Annotated in this window: 27 protein-coding genes; 8 read left to right on the forward strand and 19 right to left on the reverse strand. The window is 56.5% G+C overall.

Annotated features, from left to right (window positions below):
* Window position 1 precedes the first annotated feature (1 nt).
* The 4 genes from VL197_06680 to VL197_06695 form a co-directional block, all read right to left on the reverse strand.
* Window positions 2-226 carry an ATPase gene (locus VL197_06680; protein HUJ17661.1) on the reverse strand — a complete coding sequence of 75 codons (225 nt, stop codon included), beginning with the start codon at window positions 224-226 and terminating at the stop codon, window positions 2-4.
* Window positions 227-353: 127 nt separating this feature from the next.
* A complete protein-coding gene (locus VL197_06685; protein ID HUJ17662.1) occupies window positions 354-2,234 on the reverse strand; it encodes a V-type ATPase 116kDa subunit family protein in 1,881 nt (626 codons plus the stop codon).
* Window positions 2,235-2,240: 6 nt separating this feature from the next.
* The gene (locus VL197_06690) at window positions 2,241-2,555 is read right to left on the reverse strand and encodes a hypothetical protein (GenBank protein HUJ17663.1); all 315 of its coding nucleotides are present in this window, start codon (window positions 2,553-2,555) and stop codon (window positions 2,241-2,243) included.
* Between the two features lie 167 nt (window positions 2,556-2,722).
* Window positions 2,723-3,082 (reverse strand): transcriptional regulator, encoded by a 360-nt coding sequence (locus VL197_06695; protein HUJ17664.1) that lies wholly within the window; start codon window positions 3,080-3,082, stop codon window positions 2,723-2,725.
* A 96-nt stretch (window positions 3,083-3,178) separates the two neighbouring features.
* Between VL197_06695 and VL197_06700 the strand changes: the two genes are divergently transcribed.
* The 6 genes from VL197_06700 to VL197_06725 all read left to right on the forward strand — a co-directional run bounded on the left by VL197_06700 (window position 3,179) and on the right by VL197_06725 (window position 7,253).
* On the forward strand, window positions 3,179-4,006 hold the full coding sequence (locus VL197_06700) for an RNA methyltransferase (GenBank protein HUJ17665.1): 828 nt from the start codon (window positions 3,179-3,181) through the stop codon (window positions 4,004-4,006).
* Between the two features lie 124 nt (window positions 4,007-4,130).
* Window positions 4,131-4,874, forward strand: a complete 744-nt coding sequence (locus VL197_06705; protein HUJ17666.1) for a radical SAM protein — start codon at window positions 4,131-4,133, stop codon at window positions 4,872-4,874.
* 142 nt (window positions 4,875-5,016) lie between these two features.
* Window positions 5,017-5,754: a response regulator gene (locus tag VL197_06710; protein HUJ17667.1), complete on the forward strand. Its 738-nt coding sequence runs from the start codon at window positions 5,017-5,019 to the stop codon at window positions 5,752-5,754.
* Window positions 5,755-5,806: 52 nt separating this feature from the next.
* Complete coding sequence (locus VL197_06715) at window positions 5,807-6,280, forward strand: DUF4149 domain-containing protein (GenBank protein HUJ17668.1); 474 nt, start codon at window positions 5,807-5,809, stop codon at window positions 6,278-6,280.
* Between the two features lie 284 nt (window positions 6,281-6,564).
* Window positions 6,565-6,939 carry a cupin domain-containing protein gene (locus VL197_06720; GenBank protein HUJ17669.1) on the forward strand — a complete coding sequence of 125 codons (375 nt, stop codon included), beginning with the start codon at window positions 6,565-6,567 and terminating at the stop codon, window positions 6,937-6,939.
* Window positions 6,940-7,088: 149 nt separating this feature from the next.
* Complete coding sequence (locus VL197_06725; GenBank protein HUJ17670.1) at window positions 7,089-7,253, forward strand: DUF1059 domain-containing protein; 165 nt, start codon at window positions 7,089-7,091, stop codon at window positions 7,251-7,253.
* Window positions 7,254-7,400: 147 nt separating this feature from the next.
* On the opposite strand, the gene coaD is transcribed toward VL197_06725, so the two are convergent.
* Both coaD and rsmD read right to left on the reverse strand, forming a co-directional pair.
* Window positions 7,401-7,895 carry a pantetheine-phosphate adenylyltransferase gene (coaD, locus tag VL197_06730; protein HUJ17671.1) on the reverse strand — a complete coding sequence of 165 codons (495 nt, stop codon included), beginning with the start codon at window positions 7,893-7,895 and terminating at the stop codon, window positions 7,401-7,403.
* 62 nt (window positions 7,896-7,957) lie between these two features.
* Window positions 7,958-8,545, reverse strand: coding sequence for a 16S rRNA (guanine(966)-N(2))-methyltransferase RsmD (gene rsmD / locus VL197_06735; GenBank protein HUJ17672.1), 588 nt, complete (start codon window positions 8,543-8,545; stop codon window positions 7,958-7,960).
* 98 nt (window positions 8,546-8,643) lie between these two features.
* On the opposite strand from rsmD, the gene VL197_06740 reads away from it, so the two are divergent.
* Both VL197_06740 and VL197_06745 read left to right on the forward strand, forming a co-directional pair.
* Window positions 8,644-9,972 (forward strand): nodulation protein NfeD, encoded by a 1,329-nt coding sequence (locus VL197_06740; GenBank protein ID HUJ17673.1) that lies wholly within the window; start codon window positions 8,644-8,646, stop codon window positions 9,970-9,972.
* A 46-nt stretch (window positions 9,973-10,018) separates the two neighbouring features.
* Window positions 10,019-10,795, forward strand: coding sequence for a slipin family protein (locus tag VL197_06745; protein ID HUJ17674.1), 777 nt, complete (start codon window positions 10,019-10,021; stop codon window positions 10,793-10,795).
* A gap of 84 nt (window positions 10,796-10,879) precedes the next feature.
* Here VL197_06745 and VL197_06750 read toward each other — a convergent pair whose 3' ends face one another.
* The 13 genes from VL197_06750 to VL197_06810 form a co-directional block, all read right to left on the reverse strand.
* A complete protein-coding gene (locus tag VL197_06750; protein ID HUJ17675.1) occupies window positions 10,880-11,065 on the reverse strand; it encodes a 4Fe-4S binding protein in 186 nt (61 codons plus the stop codon).
* A 170-nt stretch (window positions 11,066-11,235) separates the two neighbouring features.
* Window positions 11,236-12,408, reverse strand: a complete 1,173-nt coding sequence (nrfD, locus tag VL197_06755; protein HUJ17676.1) for an NrfD/PsrC family molybdoenzyme membrane anchor subunit — start codon at window positions 12,406-12,408, stop codon at window positions 11,236-11,238.
* Window positions 12,401-13,228 carry a 4Fe-4S dicluster domain-containing protein gene (locus tag VL197_06760; GenBank protein ID HUJ17677.1) on the reverse strand — a complete coding sequence of 276 codons (828 nt, stop codon included), beginning with the start codon at window positions 13,226-13,228 and terminating at the stop codon, window positions 12,401-12,403. Before VL197_06760 ends, nrfD begins: the two co-directional genes overlap by 8 nt.
* The gene (dsrJ, locus tag VL197_06765; protein HUJ17678.1) at window positions 13,225-13,641 is read right to left on the reverse strand and encodes a sulfate reduction electron transfer complex DsrMKJOP subunit DsrJ; all 417 of its coding nucleotides are present in this window, start codon (window positions 13,639-13,641) and stop codon (window positions 13,225-13,227) included. The genes VL197_06760 and dsrJ overlap by 4 nt, the downstream gene beginning before the upstream one ends.
* A complete protein-coding gene (locus tag VL197_06770) occupies window positions 13,641-15,260 on the reverse strand; it encodes a (Fe-S)-binding protein (protein HUJ17679.1) in 1,620 nt (539 codons plus the stop codon). Before VL197_06770 ends, dsrJ begins: the two co-directional genes overlap by 1 nt.
* Window positions 15,261-15,262: 2 nt before the next feature.
* Entirely contained in the window at window positions 15,263-16,255 is a 993-nt protein-coding gene (gene dsrM / locus VL197_06775; protein ID HUJ17680.1) for a sulfate reduction electron transfer complex DsrMKJOP subunit DsrM, read from the reverse strand.
* Window positions 16,256-16,311: 56 nt separating this feature from the next.
* The gene (locus VL197_06780) at window positions 16,312-16,833 is read right to left on the reverse strand and encodes an RsbRD N-terminal domain-containing protein (protein HUJ17681.1); all 522 of its coding nucleotides are present in this window, start codon (window positions 16,831-16,833) and stop codon (window positions 16,312-16,314) included.
* Between the two features lie 61 nt (window positions 16,834-16,894).
* Window positions 16,895-17,308, reverse strand: a complete 414-nt coding sequence (locus VL197_06785; GenBank protein ID HUJ17682.1) for a DsrE family protein — start codon at window positions 17,306-17,308, stop codon at window positions 16,895-16,897.
* Window positions 17,308-17,667: a DsrE family protein gene (locus VL197_06790; GenBank protein ID HUJ17683.1), complete on the reverse strand. Its 360-nt coding sequence runs from the start codon at window positions 17,665-17,667 to the stop codon at window positions 17,308-17,310. Before VL197_06790 ends, VL197_06785 begins: the two co-directional genes overlap by 1 nt.
* Window positions 17,668-17,691: 24 nt before the next feature.
* On the reverse strand, window positions 17,692-17,991 hold the full coding sequence (locus VL197_06795; protein ID HUJ17684.1) for a DsrH/TusB family sulfur metabolism protein: 300 nt from the start codon (window positions 17,989-17,991) through the stop codon (window positions 17,692-17,694).
* A gap of 91 nt (window positions 17,992-18,082) precedes the next feature.
* Window positions 18,083-18,268, reverse strand: coding sequence for a 4Fe-4S binding protein (locus VL197_06800; protein ID HUJ17685.1), 186 nt, complete (start codon window positions 18,266-18,268; stop codon window positions 18,083-18,085).
* 274 nt (window positions 18,269-18,542) lie between these two features.
* Window positions 18,543-18,878, reverse strand: coding sequence for a TusE/DsrC/DsvC family sulfur relay protein (locus tag VL197_06805; GenBank protein ID HUJ17686.1), 336 nt, complete (start codon window positions 18,876-18,878; stop codon window positions 18,543-18,545).
* 69 nt (window positions 18,879-18,947) lie between these two features.
* Window positions 18,948-19,313 (reverse strand): hypothetical protein, encoded by a 366-nt coding sequence (locus VL197_06810; protein ID HUJ17687.1) that lies wholly within the window; start codon window positions 19,311-19,313, stop codon window positions 18,948-18,950.
* Window positions 19,314-19,327: the final 14 nt, after the last annotated feature.

Consider the following 19,327-nt stretch of genomic DNA (forward strand, 5'->3'; position numbering starts at 1 on the left):
GTTATTTCACCGTAAAGAGGATCATCGTGGCGACGACAAAGCCGAGGATGACCATGGTTTCAGGAATGGCCACGAGGATCACGATGGTTCCGGTCAGCTCCGGTTTTTCCGCGAGCGACCCCGCTCCCGCAGCGCCTATCTTGGACTGGGCCCAGGCCGTGGCAAAGGCCGGAAGCCCGATCGCCATTGCCGCACAAAACGCGATGAGTACCTTTTCGAGATTCATAGAAACCTCCCTGGTGTAAGATTATTAAACCCGCTGCCGCAGATGAACACGGAAAGACCCGATCAAAGCACGTCCCTGCTTTTCTCTTCGCCCTCTTGTGCACTCTGCTGCAGGCTGTCTCTGTTTATTATGTCTTCTTCAGCGGTTCGAACCGACGCCCGCCCGGCTCGATGAACTTACTGAAGAACTCCACATAGTGGAGCCTGAGCGAGTGTATGGTCGGCGAGAATACTCCAAGGACGATGTTCAGCAGGTGAATCAGGCCCGCGACCAGGAGCCCCGTAACGATGTCACCGGTCTCGCCGCCCAGACGGTTCGCGACAAAGGCGAGCAGCACCGAGGTGAGACCGATGGCCATGATACGGACATAGGAGATGATGTTGCCGATGCTCTTCAGGAGTTCGAGCGGGGCCAGCAGCCCGCCCGTGAAGAACAGGATGGGGGTGAGGAACAGGATCGCGATGACAATTGGCCGTGTCAGCAGCGCCGGAAGAACGCCGAAGAACGTAGCCAGGACCGCGATCATGCCGAGAATGATCACGACACTCAGGACCTTGTAGGTAGCTTCCTTTTTCTCACCGTGCTTGAAACCGGTGACGGCGCCCAGGACGAGGCCCAGCAGGATGTGGGCCACGCCCACGCTCAGGGCAAAATAGATCATGGGGATCACTGCTTCGCGCCGCTCCACGCACAGGGGTTTCAGGTGGAAAAGCCGCTCCGGCAGGTCGCCGAAGAACTCTCCGAAAAGGACGCCGAAGAACAGGGAGTAGAGCGAAGCGACCATCAGGATTTTGGAGCCGTCCCGGACCATGCCCGGCTTCCGGAACTTTTTCATCAGGAAGAAGGCGAGGATGCCGAGGACCAGGCCATACCCCGCATCGCCCAGTATCATGCCGAAAAAGATCGGGAAAAAGATGCCGATGAACGGCGTCGGATCATAGGAGGTGTAGGCTGGGAGCGGAAGGATGCTCGTAAAGATCTCGAAAGGCTTGAAGTAGGCCGGGTTCTTCAGGATAATGGGGACGCGCTCGAGGTCTTCTTCGCGCATTTCCTTCTCGTCAACTACGACCTTGCTGTCGTAGGTATCCGCGATCCTTTTCCGGAGCCGTGCAAGGTCGCTGGTGGGCATCCACCCATTGATGAAAAAGCACATTCGCGTCTCGAAGGTGGCCGTGGTCGTCGTAAGGAGGGAAAGCCGGTCGTCGATCCAGTTCCTGACGCTCGTGTAGATGGGCATCCAGCGTGTGGCCAGCCTGGTCAGCTCCGTGTCGATATACTCGATCCCGGCCGCCGCCTCGGCGATCCGGTTCCTGACGAAAACGACCTTCTCGGAAAACGTGAGCGTACTGAAACTGGCCGGAAAGATCAGCTCCGGCACATGTTCATCGCTCAAAGCCTTCTTGACCCGCTCGGACAGGTCCTTTTCGACCGTAATGAGCCCCACGAGGGTGCCATCCGCGGCGGTCTCGGTCATGAATTCGAACTTCCAGTCGGTGATCCTCGAGATCGCCTCCCGCAAGTGGTCCACCATCTCCGGCTCCCGGATCGTGAGGCCGATAAAGTCAAGGTCAGGAGTCTCTTTCGTGGATTCAACGAGAGAGGCCAAGGCGCTGAGAAAGACCGCGTACCGGTCCAGCTCCGCCCGCTCCTGTTTCAACACGTCCCGCCGTTCGGAAAGCTCCTTGGCTGCAGCGATGTGCCGTTCGATAGTCTTGGCAATGGTGTCGATGATCGACCGGGGCTCAATATAGCTTTCCCGGACCTGTTTTTTCGGAAGGAAGGAAAAGAGCTCGTCTATCTTCTGGCGAAGGTTCTCGAGGAAAAGACGCTCGAACATGCTTTTCTCGTCGGGCATGAAGGAACGGATATCTTCTTCCCGCCCTTCCTCAATGAACCCCACGGCGGCAGGCTCGATCTGGAATATGCCGAGTTCACGCAACAGGCCCAGCGTCTCCTGGAGGAGATCCTTGGCCCCCACGATCTCGACCTTTGACATCCTTACTATCATAGAGATTTATCCCGGAAGGATTCCGGGGACCCTCTGCTCCACGATGGAGCGCAGGACCTCCGGGTTCAATTGCCCCAGATGCTCAGCAGCAGCCGTAGCCTCGCGGATGATCTCTTCTGCCTTCTGTGCGGCCTGCCTGTCCGCTTCGGCCAGCGACTGCTCCTGCATTTCCTTGATCTTCCGCTGCTCCAGCAGCATCGCCTCTTCCGCCTCTTTGTTCGCTCGTTCAAGCCATTCCCGGGCTTTCACCCGTTCGGCCTCAAGGCATTGCTGTATCTCTTTCTCAGCATCGATCACCTGGCTCAGGATGTCTTTTTCCATAGACTTATTGTACCAAAAAATAAATGCGCATGTTGTACATTCTTAGTTTTACAACAAAGAAGGTTTAAAAAGCACCTTTGTTGCCGTTGAAGCTGAAAATGAAAGGTATGTCATAGGGCTTTATGAGAAAAAGGCCCTTCCTTTCCCACAGTTGCCGAAGAAGAAAACTATACTACATTTGTTCTATCCGGTCGATCCGGGTCGACCTCGATCGAGAAGAGCGGTTCATGAATTGATTCTCCCCTGCAGGCCGGGCATTTGCCGGGCTTCTTGAGCCGTTCCCTCTTGGTGAAAAGGAACCCGCACTTCTTGCATTCAGCCGGCGTCACCATGAGGTGATGGCCGGTCTTGCTCAAAGACCGCCTGACATGCTCGAGATGATCATAGACCTCCTTCTCCGGGATGCCGATCTCGGACGAAAGAACCTTAGCCGAGCGCTGCCTGCCGATCAGGAGGGAAACGATGGCGTGGCGGGGCGTATCGGACATCGCTGAAGGAACCGCAGCTTCTTTCGGTCGCTTCTTCATGGCCTGCCTCTGCACTATTATAGCCGAACGGGACAGTACCGACGGCTTTCCATTTTGTGTTCGCCCCGCCATGCCCCGTTGTGTTATACTCCGGCCATGCAGCAGAACAGCCCCCACAACCCGCTGACCGGAAAGGACAACGCCACGATCAGGCGCCTGCGCTCCCTCCAACAGCACAAGTTCCGGAAAAAAGAAAAAACCTTCCTGATCGAAGGCGTCAAGATGGTTGAGGAGGCGCTTCGGGACGACGCCGGAGTTACCATGGTCGTCGCGGCACCGTCCCTTGTCCAGCATCATGGTCGTGGCCTGATCAAGCTGGCCGAACGCCGGCAGGTGGACATTGTCTGGATTGCAGAAAACCTGATGCAAAGCGTGTCGGAAAGCATAACTCCCCAGCCTGTCCTGGCCGTCGTGCGCATGCGGAACCACTTGGAGGAATCCCTTCTTGGCGGTGCGGCCGGCTTGATTGTCGTTGCATACCAGCTCCAGGACCCCGGCAACCTGGGGACGATCATACGAACGGTGGAAGCCGCGGGCGCGTCGGGACTGGCAGTAACGCCGAATACGGTCGATCCCTACAATGCAAAAACGATCCGCGCTTCGATGGGCAGCATCCTTCGCGTCCCTGTGGTCCTGGTTCAGGACATGGCAGGATTCGTCCAGTCCTGCAGGCGCAAAGGGTTCCAGACAGCGGCAACGGTCCTGGCAGGCGGCCGGACACACTTTGAGACCGACCTGAGGAAGCCTACCGTCGTCATTGTGGGGCAGGAGGGAGCAGGCCTGCCGAAGGACATGATGGCCGACATCGACCTTCACATCAGGATCCCGATGACCGAAACGATCGACTCATTGAATGTCGCTACTGCAGCAGCGGTCATTCTGTACGAAGCGGTAAGGCAGCGGTCCCACGCTGATACTCAATGAAAACAGACGGCCCTTCTGCGACCAGGAACCGTGCGATCGTATCATCACTCGGTCGGGGGGGAACCTGTATATATCGGGAGATCCTGCCCTTGGGAATGAACGCTTGAGTGACAACAACCCTGACATGATTATCAGGGAGATACAGGCAAAGAGCATCTTATCCAAGTCCCGTGTCTCTGATTACGCTTTAAACGCCTACATCGGGTGCCAACATAATTGCGTCTACTGCTATGCGAAATTCATGAAGCGGTTCACCGGCCACCAGGAGCGCTGGGGGGCCTTTGTGGATGTAAAAATCAACGCTCCCGACCTCCTGACCCATGAGGTGACAAAAAAGCCGGCCGGGAAGGTCTGGATAAGCGGTGTGTGCGATGCCTATCAGCCTCTGGAAAGAAAGTTTGCGCTCACGAGGAGATGTCTCGGCATCCTCGTGGAAAACGGCTGGCCGGTCACGATCCAGACCAAATCCCCGCTTGTCCTGAGGGACGTCGACATCCTGAAACAGGCATCCGGATCCCAGGTCGGATTCACCATAACCACGGCGGATGAGAAGATAAGAAGGATCTTTGAACCGGGGGCGCCGCCGATCCAGCAGAGGGTTGACGCGCTGGCCGTTCTTCGGTCGCAGGGGATCAGGACGTTCGTCATGATAGCACCGATCCTTCCCGGTGCCGAAGGGCTGGTGAGCATGCTTCAGGGGAAAGTCGACGCGGTGCTCCTGGACAGACTGAACTATCATTACGCAGACTGGGCATACAGAAAACAGGGAATGCAGTGGGCCATGGAAAGCAGCTTCTTTTCGCGAAAGGGAGAGGAACTGCACATGGCCTTTGAACGGGAAGGAATTCCCTGCAAAGTGCTTTTTTAATGCTTCCCCACGCGGACGGGCTCTTCTTCCGGCAGCGGAGAGGGACCGCTCTCCCAACGGGGTTGTCAACCGGCCTTACGCTCGTCCGAAGGAAGCGTCGAGGTTCTGCTGCTCTTAAATTTTCTTATCGGAGGGAAACCACATGATTGAACGAGAAACCAGAACGGTGCTGATCGTGGACGGGAGCCCGACCATGCTTTACTATCACGGGATCCTGCTGAAACGACTGGAGTACGCCGTCATCACCGCGGCCGCTCCCGAAGACGCCTTGAAGATCATGGAGCAGCGGGTCCCGTCCCTGATCCTTACGGCGACCTTCTTCCCCTCGATGAACGGCGTCGACTTCATCAAAACAGTCAAGGGAAAGGACCGCACAAGGGCGGTCCCCATAATCGTGCTCACGGCAGAGGATCATGCCTCGGTCAAATCCGCATGTCTGAATGCAGGCTGTGTCGCCTATTTTTCCAAACCCGTTGACCCGAACGCGCTCTATCGGGCGATTCAGGCCGCGACGGAACCCACGCCGCGCGAGAATATCCGGATCAACACTTCGCTGAAGACTGTTTTGGCGAACAAGGACAGACACCGCGCCGGGGATCGTATAGAATATGCAACGGCTATTTCAGAAAAGGGAGCATACATACGCATGCTTGACCCCGAGCAGACGAATGAGCTCATACCGATCACGATCCATGTCACGGACCGGGAGATCAGGGCAAAAGCCATCGTGCTCTACACCCATTCGATCAAACAGGGCACATTTCAGGAGCCTGGAATGGGCCTAAAATTCGTGGAGATCTCGGATGAAGACCGGGCATACCTCCGGAACTTCATTAAAGCTCAGCTCACATCCGATATCCTCATTGACCCCTCATTATGACCGTTTTTCTGTCGGGCGCCGGCGGCCGAATCGATCTGCAGCGGAGGTGACCATGAAATCCTTCTGGTTCTCAGCCTATACATTCATTCTTGCCCTTTGGGTCGGGGGAATGGCCCTCTTTACCTTCATGGTCACTCCACTGATCTTCAGATCATACACCAGGGATATTGCCGGCGATATCGTCGGCAAACTGTTCCCGGGCTACTTCCCGTACAACCTAGCCCTTTCAGCCCTGGCGCTAATTCTGCTGTATGTTGCTTCCGGTAACCATGCTCAAACGTCCTACCGCGCCTCTCTCATCCTCGTCGTCCTGGCGCTCATCGTCAATATTTTCATAACCGTAAAGCTCTATCCTGAAGCGGTACGGGTGAAACAGAAAATCACCTCGTTCGAGCGTGAGCCGGCGGACTCGATAGTACGGAGAGAATTCGCGTGCCTGCATGCCCTCAGCGCGTCGCTCAACATTCTGCTTCTCGGTGACGGCATCGCGCTCCTTCTGGTAAGTCCCTTCATAACAAGGCGATAGTTCCGGCCTTCTGACAGCCGTAACAGCCAGCACTGCAGGGCGCCCTGTTGCAGCCGGACGACACGGACGTTAAACATGTCCGGCGGCTGACTTGAGATGGCCCCGCTTGCACTATGTCCCTCGAACGTTGTTTTTCCCCCGTTTCCATCTACAGTCAGATTCTCTCATTTCCCGAAATACAGATACCCTAAGAAATGGTGCTATAATTCAATCAAGATTAGTTGCATTTGTTTGAAACAGCGCAAGAAGGGGCGGTCTGAGTGCTTTTTGAAAGGGGTGATGACATGCTGGTAGATACCGTAAGAGCCGAGTTGAAGCGTTTTGGCCAGGCAGATGAGGTAAGAACGTTTCCCTACGGGAAGGTGGAATTGGTAAAGATCGGCGGAGCAACGATCGGGCGGGCCACGTTTGAGCCAGGCTGGAAGTGGTCAACGTCGGTGCAGCTGCTAGTGAAGACAAAAAGCCGTGAAGCGCCGCACTTCCAGTACCACATAGCGGGTACGATCATGGTATTGATGGATGATGGCACGAAGCTTGAGTGCAAGCCAGGAGACGTATCACTTCTGCCGACCGGACATGATGCCTGGGTGGTAGGGAATGAGTCTGCCGTGGTCGTGGACTTTCAAGGCATGCTCGATTATGCAAAGAAGCCTTTGTGAGCTACCCGAGGCCTGGCAAGCATCTCTGTGTGGTCATGGCCATCTCTGAGCGGCCGTCTTATCAGGTATGTTCACGAATGCATTATTTATACGCGGGCTGGAGGAAGGCGATATGCAGCATCGATCGTTGCGGAAGGGAGGTGGCGACCATGGCGGAAAAGCTGAAAAAGGTTGAATGCGATCCAAAATGTGGCTTCCTCATTCAAAGCCACGAAGAGAAGGAGATCGTCGAGATAGCCATGCAGCACGCGAAAAAAGCGCATAGTATGGTTATCACGGAAAAGGACGTCAGGGCAATGTTGAAAGATGCATAGAGTGGAAGAAGGTATGTTTCGGACGTTGAAAGGGCTTGGCAGTTTCAAGCCCTTTCTTACGACAGTTACTCAATGCGGCATGCACCCGTTCCAGAAGGTGCCGATCGTGCCCGTCCTTTCGTGACAGCCTGCGTGCCGAGATTGCTCCTATCTTCCCGTTTCCAACCCGAACTTCTTCTGCAGCTTCCCCACCACCAGCTTCGGCACGAGGCTGGACACATCCCCGCCGTAGCTCGCCGCTTCCTTCACGATCGTCGAGGTTATGAAGGAATACGCCTCGTTCGGCATCAGGAACACCGTCTCGATATCATCGTCGAGCCGGCGGTTCATGAGGGCCATCTGCATCTCGTACTCGAAGTCCGAGACAGCCCGGAGGCCTCGGATGATGGCGACGGCCTTCTTATGCCTCACGTAATCGACAAGGAGGCCGTCAAAGCCCTCGATCATCACCCTGCGGTATCTCCTGGTCACGGCCTTGAACATGGCGAGGCGCTCCTCGAGCGAAAAGAGCGGTGCTTTTTTGGGATTCTCCGCAACCGCTACGATCACCTCGTCGAAGATGGTGAGACTCCGCTCCACGAGGTCAATATGTCCGTTCGTCACGGGATCGAATGTTCCGGGATAAACAGCGACATGTTTCATAGTATCTCCTTGATCGATGAGGGACCTGGGGACGGGGGCCTGGACCAAGCAAGCGGTTCAAATCAGGACGCCGCCGATTTGTCCGACTGACTCCTCACCACCGGCTCCTGACTTCGTGCCTTATAGAAAGCAAGCACCGTGTCCCCGTACCGGGCCTCCCGGTATAACGCAAGTCTTCCCGCCTGCCCCGGAGACGTCTGCTTCTTGAAGTGCTCGAAAACGACGACACTGCCATCCTGCAGGACCGGGGAAGCACTGACCAGTTCGAGCAGTGGTCCCTGTTCCACCGAGTAGGGAGGATCCAGGAATATGATATCGAACTGCTCTTCGGTCCTGGCGAGATAGGCCTCCGCTTTCGAGGCAACAAGGCGGGCCCGGCCGCTCAATCCTGCCTGATCGATATTCAGCCTGATGGCTTTCAGAGAATCTCCCGCATCATCCACGAAAGAGACGCTGGCGGCTCCCCTGCTGAGCGCCTCGATGCCGACACCGCCCGTCCCGGCATAGAGGTCAAGGATTCGCGCATGCTGGACGCTCTCGCCCAGGATGTTGAACAGGGCCTGTTTCACCTTGTCGGATGTTGGCCGCACCCGTGATCCGGAGGGCACCTTCAGCTTCCTGCCCCTGCCTGTACCACCCGTTATCCTCATGATTTTTTCGATGCTACAGAATTCGTCCTGTGAAGTCAAGGGTTTCTTGACACTCCGCTCCGCCACGGTATATACTTGCAGCATCGGGGAGGACCATCATGCGCAGATATGCCATCGTTTTGCTGTTCGCTGTTCTGCTTCTTGTCTTTGCTGGTCCGCCTTTGGTTTTGAGCCGGCCTTCGTCCGGGCAATCCCCTCAGCCGCACCCGGACGGCGCCAGGACCGTGTATCTCATCACGGTCGATGCCCCGATCACACCGGTGGTCTCCGAATATATAACGAGGTCGATCGACACTGCATCCCGGGACAATGCCGAGGCGATCATCATTCAGCTTGACACGCCGGGCGGGCTCGTTGACTCCATGCGGGAGATCGTGAAAAAGATGATGGCAGCCGAGGTCCCGGTGGTGGTATACGTCGCGCCCCCGGGGGCCAGGGCCGCCTCGGCCGGCGTTTTCCTCACCATGGCGGCCCACATCGCCGCGATGGCGCCGGGCACCCATATCGGTGCGGCTCACCCGGTGACCATGGAAGGCAAGATGGACAAGACGATGGAGACCAAGGTCGTGAACGATCTGGCGGCCATGGCCCGGAATGTCGCCGAGCAGCGGGGAAGGAATATGAAATGGGCCGACGACGCGGTTCGGAAGAGCGTCTCCATTACGGATACCGAAGCGGTCAGGGAGCATGTTGTTGACCTCATCGCGAACGACGTGCCTTCACTGCTCAGGGAAATCGATGGCAGGACCGTTGACCTGGTCCTCCGGAAAAAGACGCTCCAGACGGCGAACGCCGAGGTCCACCGGATCGACATGGGATTCCGGTACCGGCTGCTCGAGATCATCAGCAATCCCAACATCGCCTATATCCTGATGATCCTCGGGTTCTATGGTCTCTACTTTGAGCTCTCGAATCCCGGGGCGATTTTCCCGGGAGTGGCCGGCGCCATCTGTCTCATCCTCGCGTTCTATGCCCTGCATACGCTCCCGATCAACTACGCGGGTCTCATGCTCATCCTGCTCGCGATCGGCCTGTTCATCGCCGAGGCATTCATCACGAGCCACGGTGTCCTCGGCGTGGGCGGCGTCATTGCCATGGCCATCGGCTCGGTCATGCTGATCAATTCTCCCATCCCCTCGCTCAGGATATCATGGACGGTCATTGTGCCGGTCGTGGCTCTTTCCGCCCTCCTGTTCATCGTGACGGTCACCCTGGCCGTTCGTATCCAGAGGGAAAGGGCCGACACGGGCAAGGAAGGCATGATCGGTCTCGAGGGAGAGGCAAGGACCGACATTCACGCCAGCGGTCAGGTGTTCGTGCACGGTGAATATTGGAATTGCTGGAGCGACACCCCCATCCCGAAAGGCGCGCGGGTGAAGGTCATGGCTGTGGAAGGTCTGAAACTCAAAGTCGAACGGACCGGCTGACCGGTCTTGACGACTTCGGTTTGAATAATCCTAAGGAGGTCCACCCATGCTTCAAACAATCGGTATCGGCGTCATGGTTGCTGCTCTCATCCTCGTCTGGTTCTTTTTCAATACGATCAAGATCCTGAAGCAGTACGAACGGGGCGTCATCTTCACGCTCGGCAAGGTAGCCCTGGAAGGCGGTGTAAAAGGACCGGGCCTTATCATCCTGCTCCCCGGCATTCAGAAGATGGTGCGGGTAAGCCTTCGTACGGTCACGATGGATGTCCCGGCACAGGATGTGATCACCAAAGACAACGTGACCGTCAAGGTGAACGCGGTCGTCTATTTCCGGGTCATCGATCCTAAAAAGGCGGTCGTCGAGGTAGAGGACTTCTACTACGCCACGTCGCTCATCTCCCAGACCACGCTCAGGAGCATCCTCGGACAGAACATGTTCGACGACCTGCTCTCCAATCGCGAGGCCATCAACGCTGAGCTCCAGAAGGTCATCGATCAGCAGACGGAACCGTGGGGTGTAAAGGTGACCACGGTGGAAGTACGAAATGTCGACCTTCCGGCGGAGATGCAGCGGGCCATCGCCATCCAGGCTCAGGCCGAACGGGAACGGCGTGCCAAGATCATTCATGCCGAAGGCGAGCTCCAGGCATCGGCGAAGCTGTCCGAGGCGGCAGGGGTCATCAGCAAGAACCCGATGGCGCTCCAGCTCCGGTACCTCCAGACGCTTACCGAGATCGGGACGGAGAAGAACACGACGATCGTGTTCCCGCTTCCCATCGACCTCATAACCGCGTTTCAGAAGTTTGTCGAGAAGAAGGATTGATCCGTTACCAGAAGGGAGTTGGAAATGAGAAAGGGGACCGTCAGTGTGACGGTCCCCTTTTGTTGATGAGATCGATCGTATACGCTATATTTCGTTGACGGTTATGGCCTGCTGCGGGCAGTTCTCCACACAGGTCTGGCAATTGATGCACTCGGACATGTTCACCGGGTCAGCCTTGCCGCCTTCTACCTTGAATACCGACTGGGGGCAGACGTTGACGCAGGTGCCGTCACCATCACATTTGTTCTTGTCAACTGTTACCATGTACATGTGGCTGTTTCCTCCTCATTCGAGAAAATAATTTGCAAAAAGGTTCGTAATAGTACCAGCCCTCCGGGATAAAATCAACAGAAAATACAAAGGATCAAAAAAAAGGGCCCACCCCTTCTCAGGGCGGACCTTTTCATAATACATTGTTTTCTTGGCAGAATTACACGTCTCTAATGTTCGATCTCAATGCCCTCGGTTTCCTCCCTCACCGTGATCGCGATCTTGTAGAGGAGGGAAAGGATCAGAAACCCGATGGCCCAGACGCCAAGGGTGATGATTGACTCCTGTCTGGTCGGCCAGTAGGTCCTTACCTGATTCAGCATGTTCGGCACAAAGCCGCCGATGATCAGGCCGAAGCCCTTGTCGATCCAGAGAGAGATGAACAGCATGACGCAGGCCAGAGCGAGCGTCGTCTCGTTCCTGCGAACACGCGGGATCACGAGCATGAGGAGCGATGCCGCTGCAAAGATGCTAGAGACCCACATCAGGGGAACGAGCTCCCGGTGTCCGTCAAGCCCTACGTACAGGTACTTGAACGACTCCATATGGCCCGGGATATTGCTGTAGAAGGCAGTGAAGAACTCCAGGCCAAGGAGGAAAACATTGGCGAACATGGCATAGGCCACAATCGTTCCGAGCGTTTGTATCTGCTCCTTCCCGGGATCGAACTTCGTTACTTTCCGAACGATCAGGGCAAGAAGGATCAAAAGCGACGGACCGCCGGCAAAGGCCGAGGCCAGGAAGCGGGCCGCCATCACGGCGCTGAGCCAGAAATGCCGCCCCGGGAGACCGGCATAGAGGAACGCCGTGACGGTGTGGATGCTGACTGCCCAGGGCACGGACAGATAAATGAAGAACTTGATCCACTTCGGAGGCGCAACGCCCTTGCGGTCGGAGCTCAGGGTCACCCACCCGACCAAAAGGTTGATGAACAGATAACCCGAGAGCACCATTGAATCCCAGAACATGACGGAATTGAGTGTTGGATGGAGGACCACGTTCATGATCCTCATGGGCTGGCCCATGTCGACGAAGATGAACAGGATGCACATGGTGACCGCCGCGATCGCAAGGAACTCTCCCAGGATCACGATCTTGCTGAACTTCTTGTAATCGTGCAGATAGTGGGGAATGACGAGCATCACGGCCGATGCTGCGACGCCGACGAGGAACGTGAATTGGCCGATGTAGAGACCCCACGAAACGTCCCGGGAGAGGCCAGTAAGACCCAGACCGTAATTGAACTGCTGGAGGTAATAGTAGACTCCTGACACGGCAAGGGCGCTCAGGAAGATCAACCATGCCCAGTACTTTTTACTTCCTACCAATGCTTTCTCAAGCATGTTCATTACCTCCTATCAGATAGTAAACACTCGGCCCGGTCCCGAGCTCGGGCTTGCGCCGTATGGTGTAACTCGTCTCGATGACTTTCCGGACCTCGGAATTCTTGTCCGCGAGGTCGCCGAAGATCAGGCCGCCCTTGGGAGCCGCCTCGACACAAGCCGGCAGTTTCCCGAACGCGAGCCGTTCGGTGCAGAAGGTGCATTTTTCCACCACGCCCTTGGTTCGCGTCGGATATTCCCGGTTCTCGCTCTTGATGAAGGGGCGCGGATCGCGGTAGTTGAAACTCCTTGCGCCATACGGGCAGGCGGCCATGCAGAACCGGCAGCCGATGCAGCGGTGCATGTCCATCATGACGATGCCGTCCTGCTTTCGCTTGAAGGTCGCCTGGGTGGGGCAGACCCGCACGCAGGCGGGGTTCTCGCAATGATTGCACAGCACGATGAACGGCATTTCCTTGATCTTCTCTTCCATGTAGGGATTGTCCTGGTCAGGGAACGCGTTCTCGTACTTCGCCTTCCAGATCCACTTGATCTCATCCTTGATGTCGACGCTGCCGTCGGGATTCCGGAAATCAGGAACATTGTGGGTCGTGTGGCACGCGCTGATGGTTTTCTGGAAGTCTTCCTCGGTCTTGAACTTGCTCATGTCCACGACCATGGCCCAGTGCTGCGCCGTCAGCGCCTCCTTATTCGGCTCCACCTGGGGCGGCTTGAGCCCTCTGACCCAAACGTTGTCCACTGCTGTTGCCGCAGTCGCGCCAAGCCCCAGGATGGAGGATATGCCTGCTATCTTTAAGAATTTCCGTCTGTCCATGCTCATGACTTGTCATCCTCCTTCGGGGCGATATGGCAGTCCCAGCAATAGGGCTTCACAGCCATATAGTTGTGGCATTCGTCGCAGAACTTTTTCTTGTTCGAATGGCAGCGCATGCATTGATTCTGCAGGCTCATGTTGTAATGCTTGCCCGTCGTTTCGCTGACGTACTGACGGTAGCCGTCGCGCACAACGGAATCGCGCCAGTTATTAATGAGCTGCATGTGCTCGGTCCGCATGAATGCCTTTGACTCCACGCATTTTCGGTCCTGCTCCGGCAGTTGAAGAATGGCCGGGGTGTCGAGCTTCGGCTCCGGCTTGGCGTTCACCTTCCCGATATTGTAGTAGAACGGAAACAGGGCAACTGCCAGAAGCACAACAAGCCCGACGAGTATTTTGCCGCCGTCATAGAGTTTCATTAGGCCTTTTCCTCCTTCACTTGGGCTGACGGAAGAGGCTCACCGCGCAGGTCGGTCGTGCGCTCCTTCTCGCCGGTCATGACGAGGGCGTTCGCCACCAGTTCGTGGAGTCCGCAGACGCCCACGCTGGGCACCCAGTAGTCCATGAGGGCCTTGAGCGTGGCCCGGTCGATGGCGCAGACGTTGGCCAGCATGTTCACCCCGTGGTGATCGGCGACGAACTTGACCGCGTTCGCGCGCGGGAACCCGCCCTTCATCCTGAGGTCCATATCCTCCGAGGCGTTCAGGCCCGTGCCGCTGCCGCAGCAGAAGGTCTTTTCGCGGATCGTGTCCTCCGGCATTTCGTAGAAGTGGTTTACGACATTCTTGAGCACATAGCGAGGCTCGTCCAGCATTCCCATGCCGCGCGACGTGTTACAGGAATCGTGCCAGGTGACCCTGAGGTGGTCGTTTCGCTTCGGGTCGAGCTTGAGCTTCTTGTTCTTGATCAGGTCGGCGGTGAACTCCGCGACATGGACCATCTTCATGGACTTCGCGTTCTCGAAGACCGTGCCGGTGATCGGCGATTTCGGGACTTCGAGGAAATCGGCGGGACCGTTCCAGGTGTCCATGTACTGGGAGAGGACGCGCCACATGTGGCCGCACTCTCCGCCGAGGATCCACTTTACGCCGAGCCGCTTCGCCTCCGCGTAGATCTTGGAATTGAGCCGTTTGGCCATCTCGTTCGAGGTGAAGAACCCGAAGTTGCCGCCTTCCGACGCATAGGTGCTCCAGGTGTAATCGAGGCCGAGCTCCTCGAACAGCATGAGGTAACCCATGCACGTGTAGGTGCCCGGGTCGGCGAACAGGTCGCCCGACGGCGTCACGAACAGGATCTCGGCGCCCTTCCGGTTGAAGGTGGGCTTGATGCGTTTGCCGGTGACGGTCTCGATGTCGTCCAGCATGTATTCGAGGTTGCCGACGATGGTATGGGGCTCGAGGCCCAGGTGGTTGCCTTTCATATAGCAGTTCGAGACCGGCCCCGCGATCCACTCGATATTCAGGCCAAGGAGGTTGAGCAGTTCCCGGCCGATCATGGTGATCTCCGCCTGGTCGATGCCGTAGGGGCAAAAGACGGAGCAGCGGCGGCACTCGGTGCACTGGTAGAAGTAGTACCACCACTCCTTCAACACGTCGACCGTCAGCTCCCGCGCGCCGGCCATCCTGCCGAAAAGCTTCCCGGCCAGGGTAAATTCTTTTCTGTAGACGGAGCGGATGAGCTCGGCCCGGAGGACCGGCATGTTCTTGGGATCGCCGGTGCCGATGAAGAAATGGCATTTGTCCGCGCACGCTCCGCAGCGCACACAGATGTCCATGAACAGCCGGAAGGAGCGGTATTTTTCAAGGCGCTCCGCGATCCCCTTGAGCAGGATCTCCTTCCAGTCTGCCGGGAGTTTCCAGTCAGCATCAGCCGGCCGCCAGTCCCGCGGGTTCGGGAAACCGACGAGTTCCAGGCTTTTCGGCTTCGAGCCGTGGCAGAACATGCCCTCCTTGAACACCACGGGCGTATCCAGCCATTCCGTTTTGGGCAGCGTATAGTCGATCTTCGCTAGTTCTTCTGGTTTCGGAAGTTTCGCCATGACTACTCCTTTTCTACCGGCAGGCCGGCTTCTTTCATCTTAGCCCTGAAATCGTTCTCGTACTCTTCATAGGTGTGAACGTGGACGGGATAGTTCCAGGGATTGACATGCCGCTTCACGCGGCTGGTGTTCGCCAGGACCCGGGTCGGGCTCATGAACACGCCGCCCATGTGCACGAGCTTGCTGAAGGGAAAATAGGCGAACAGCGTGCAGATGAGGAAAAGATGGGTGTAGAACAGCGGACCGATCCCCTGGGGAATCGACGGGTTGAAGCTGACGAGGCCCATAGCCATCATCTTGACGCTCACGATGTCCGTCTTGGTGAAGTAACGCATGAGTACGCCGGTGACCCCGATGCCGAGGATCAAGAAGAGCGGAAAGTAATCGCTGATGAGAGAGATGTACCGCACCTGGGGTATGCCGATCCTCCTGAGGAAGAGGTAGAACACAGCAGCAAGCAGCACGACGTCGGTTATGTAGAGCAGCGGCGTCCCGATCTGGAGGAAGCTGTCGAGCCCTTCTGCCATCTTCACTGCCGCGGGCACCTTCTCGGTAAAGAACCGGAGGTGCCTGATCAGGATGATGAGGAAGGACCAGTGAAACGCCATGCCGGCCGCCCAAAGCCATTTGGCCTCGCCGTACGCGAGCTGCGTTCCCTTATGCGTCTGCAGCTTCAGATTTCTGAAGAGGGAGCGGAAGAAGAAAACTTCGAGGGCCATCCTTCCCGCGACCCCGAGGAGGTTCGAAGGATTTTCCAGTTTGCTGTGCTTGATCCAGGGAAGGGATTTCTGTTGTCCGCAGGTCGTGGGAATGCGGAAGGGGTTCGGCGAACTGCCCCACTTCAGAATGCGTGCGATCATGAAGATGACGAAGGTGACAACGGCCAGATAGGGAATAATTACGCCGAACAGGAACTGCATGTTCCCCATTGCCACCCCCGCATAGGCTATCGCCGCGAGGACAAGCACTGTAATGAAAGAAATTATGGCTTTCATTTCGTTACCTCTTTTCGATTAAGGTTGGCAGCCCGAGCAATCGTGCAGGCCCCGTGTCAATCCTGGTTGTCAACGATGAGCTTCGCCTGCTGCAGAAGCCTGAAAGTCATATTGCGAGCTTCATTTGCCTTGAGCTCGTAGATCTTTTCCCGGCATTTCATGTAGAGGTCAAAAGCGTAGAGTGCCAGATCATCGACGGATGAGTCAAAAGCGGCCAGCTCGTCGCGGAGCCGCTGCTGCGCCAGGGTCTCGCTCCCGAGCTCCTGCCGCACGATCTTCTTCAGCAGGAAGACGAACGAAACAGCCTCGGAGGGAGAGAACTCCTGGATCGCGCGGATCCTGATGATGCTGTCGAGAAAGGTCGCGACCGCATCGGGGATGACCCCCTTGAGCAGTGCCTCGAACAGACCCTCCAGGCCCTCCGAGAGGGTATACCCGACGGGATTGGTGAACTGGGCCTTTTGTTTCTTCAGAAAACTGGATGTGTTGTCCGGATAGGTATCAGCGACCGCGTCGAACCATTTTTTCAGGATCGTCGATTTCTTCGCCCTGAGCAGATTTTTGAGCTCCATATCCATAGCGTGGTTCACCAAAAGCCGCCCTGCAGCACGTGCTGCAGGGGTTCCGGCAGAATAGCTCCTAGAAGAACAGGAGATGCTGTACCGCTTCCATTTCCTTCTGGATGTCGGCGAAGGAAACGAACTTGGTCTTGAGATCGGCGCCCATATCCTCGGCGTTGGTGATCATCTTGTCTTCCTTCAGGCCGAGCCGATCCATGTCTTCCTTGCACACCCACACCGGCAAATCGATCATCAGGCAGCTCTTGATGTGGTTCTCCGTGCTCGTCACCCCGTATATTTTCATTGCCTGCTGGTCCTTCACCGCGTTGAGTACACCATCACCGACGAAGACCACCGTCGGGACGACGGAATCTCCGTCATCCATGTAGATCTCGGCGGTCTGGCTTGCGATCGCGTGGGTGAGCGCCAAGCGGGGGTTCTCGCTCTTATAGGGCGGTCGCTGCACAACGAACAATAATTTTACGGCACCCATTATTCGCCTCCTATATGAAGCAGTCTGTCGGTCTTGACCGTCTTCGCCAGGTACCAGTCCATGCTCGCGCGCTTCATCCCCTCGGGCGTGTCTTCCTTGTGGTACCCCCGGGCCTCGGCGCAGGCTTCACAGACCGTGATCTCCATGCCTTTTGCCATGAGTTCCTTCATCTTCTTTTCGTTGTGCGAATAATCTTTGAATGCTTTTTGTCCCTTTTTGGCCATCATCACGGCATTGCCGGAAAGCCACATGTTCACCTTGTGCCCCTTGGCCATCCCGGCCTCGGCAAGCTTGAAAGCAAAGTCGAGCGACATCGAGCCGACCAAAGAAGGGAATACTCCCAATGTTAACTCAGCCATGTTATCCTCCCTGTTGGAATCAGATTACAGCCAGGCCGTCTTCTCATAGTCGTTCATGATGAGATCGACGATGTCACCGTAGCCGATGACCTTGACCTTGGAATTGACGTTCGCGGCGGTATATCCCCTGGTCTCGAGATCGTCAGACAACACATAAAAGCTGGCTCCCGCCTTCGAGAGCACCGGTGAATCCTTGCCGCCTTCCTTCACGACGGCATGATAGATGCCGTTGCCCACCAGGATAACGCCCATCTTTTCGGCCTTCATCCTCTCGAAGGTGTCCTCGGTCCTTCTCCAATCGCTCAAAAAAACAGCCAGTTTCATTGTTTCACCTCCCCGGGGCTTGATTGTAGTAAAAAAACAGGGGATTAGTTGTTCAACTATCCCCTTTGTATGGTGATGCTGTATGAGCGCATTATATCTCGTTGACCGTGATTGCCTGCTGCGGGCAATTTTCAACACAGGTCAGGCAGTTGATGCACTCGGACATGTTCACCGGATCTGCCTTGCCGCCTTCAACTTTGAATACCGACTGGGGGCAAACATTCGCGCAGGTTCCGTCGCCATCGCACTTGCCCTTGTCGATCGATACCATGTACATGGTGCCGCGTTCCTCCTTCTCGTAAATTCCGTCAGAGAACAGGTCCCCGAATGCAATCCCTGCCGGGATGCCGCCTTGACTCTGCTTCCGATCGCCCTCCCTCAGGATGACCACCGGAGAACCAGAAGCCAGCTGCCGCCTCGGCAGGATTTCTGCCGAAGAATGCTCCTCGAACGATAGCGTGAAGGCGGACTCTCCCCGCAGAAAGAGCTTTCGTGCGAACGCAGTCCGGCACGCGCCGCGCTGCCTTGCTGTTCGAGTTGGTGGCGAGGTGCTAGACGCAGCCCGTCGGTTTCGGAAGGCCGGCGATCTTGCAGGCCTGCTTTGCCGGGCCGCCCGGGTAGAGCTCATAGAGATACTTGGTGTTGCCCTTCTCGGGCCCGAGCTTCTTGCCGATCTCCTTGACGAGGATCTTGATCATCGGCGCGATCTGATACTGTTTGTAGTAGTCGCGCAGGAAGTTCACCACTTCCCAGTGCTGGTCGCTCATCTCGATGCCCTCTACCTGGGCGAAATAGTTCGCCACGTCCATGCTCCAGTCATCCAGGTTCGCCAAGAAACCATCTTCATCCACTTCAATTGTCTTGCCTTTTACCTCTATCGTTGCCATTTTTTGTTTCCCCTTTCGTGCATTATAATCGGGTACTGCCCTGAGCATCCCGGTGAATATTCCCGTTCCTCACCCACTCTTCTTTCTGACCTTGATGACATACAGCCGGCCATGGCCATCCATAAAACCCTTCGGCTCACCCGGAGAGCGATGGGTTCGCCAGTCATAGCTCAGCACCCTATCATCATAATCTTCTCCCGCAATCATCGCGGATAATTCCTTGGACAGCCTGTCGGCTGCCATCCCCAGACCCTGCATCATCAGTTCCCCTACATTCTTGCCTGTCGGGTCCATGATATACAGGGCCTCGCAGGTGCTGCACGTTCCGCCAAGAACGACCTCGGCAGCGCTTATCCGCATCTCAGCCGGTCTCGCCAGTGGCGTCCGGCAGAAGGGGCACACCAGTTCGACGCCTTCCCGAGCTCCAGATCTCACGGTAAATACCTGCC

The sequence above is a fragment of the Nitrospirota bacterium genome, assembly GCA_035516965.1.
Lineage (GTDB): Bacteria > Nitrospirota > UBA9217 > UBA9217 > UBA9217 > MHEA01.